The sequence below is a fragment of the Ruminococcus sp. CAG:57 genome, assembly GCF_000435935.1.
GTDB lineage: Bacteria > Bacillota > Clostridia > Oscillospirales > Ruminococcaceae > Hominimerdicola > Hominimerdicola aceti.
In genome coordinates, this window is sequence record NZ_FR890757.1 from 1 (window position 1) to 973 (window position 973).

Here is a 973-nt window from a genome sequence, read left to right on the forward strand (position 1 = left end):
CTATCTCTCTTTTCTTTTTTCTTAATTTTGTCCAATATCTATTGTAGCACTACAATAGAACACCGCTGAGAGCCTAAAGGCAACCTCAGCGGTGTTTTTTTTACCATTTGCTTTGCTTACGCATACGCTTATTCTGTTTGCGGTCAAGGGGTATATTATTGCTTTCGCTATCACGATTACGCAATATTTCTTCATCAGATATGTAATCTTTGTTGAGCATATTCGTTACAAGTTCCGAAGTATCGTAAAGATTGCGGTACTGGTTACGTTGCAAATGTGTGACCGTGGACGAACACACAGGCGTATATGAATGATTTTCGGAGTACATTTCATACTCCTCTATATCGTACTTATAGCCTGTCATAAGCCGTGTAAAAGGGTGTCTGAAATGTGTTCGGCAGGCGGTAACATCAGCGGTTATATCACGTATCTGCTTGTCTAAGAGGTTAAACCGCTGAACTGTGGCAAGTATCATCATACGGCGCTTTCTGCATTGACACAAATGCTGATAAAGGTTTTTCGGAACACTGTTGCGACCGCCCGAAAAATCTCGGCTGTTGAAGATTGTTCCTATCTCGTCTATCAAGACTAAAGTATTTTTCGGGGCGTTTAAAATATCCTGCGGAGAGTTTAGGGGATAAATCTTTGTATATTCGGGAAAGCCCGAAAGCTTGATATTTGTGACGATATGGAGTTGCGGATACTTACAGCACAGTTTGTACGCCTCAGTCACCATAAGAGAGGTTTTTCCTGCTCCAAACTTGCCAACATACAAATGTATTCCCCAACCTTGAAAAAGCTGTTTCCAGTTGAAGTAAAGGGCTGTAGCCTTATCGTAGGCTACATAAGCCGTGAGGGCAGGCAGACGGACGAAATAATCAAAAATAACCATATTATCACCACTTTCTCGGATTGAAAAATCTTATCATAGCGTTATACAACATCTTCCATAGCAGATAAAGCATTATGCAGT

At 40.9% G+C, this 973-nt stretch carries 1 protein-coding gene; it reads right to left on the reverse strand.

Going from position 1 to position 973, the window contains the following annotated elements; genetic code table 11:
- Positions 1 to 100: 100 nt before the first annotated feature.
- Positions 101 to 892, reverse strand: a complete 792-nt coding sequence (locus tag QVO88_RS08195) for a zonular occludens toxin domain-containing protein (RefSeq protein WP_022288009.1) — start codon at positions 890 to 892, stop codon at positions 101 to 103.
- Positions 893 to 973: the final 81 nt, after the last annotated feature.

Coding starts and splice junctions, on each gene's coding strand:
- QVO88_RS08195 (WP_022288009.1), bottom strand. CDS start 892: ATGGTTATTTTTGATTATTTCGTCCGTCTGCCTGCCCTCACGGCTTAT.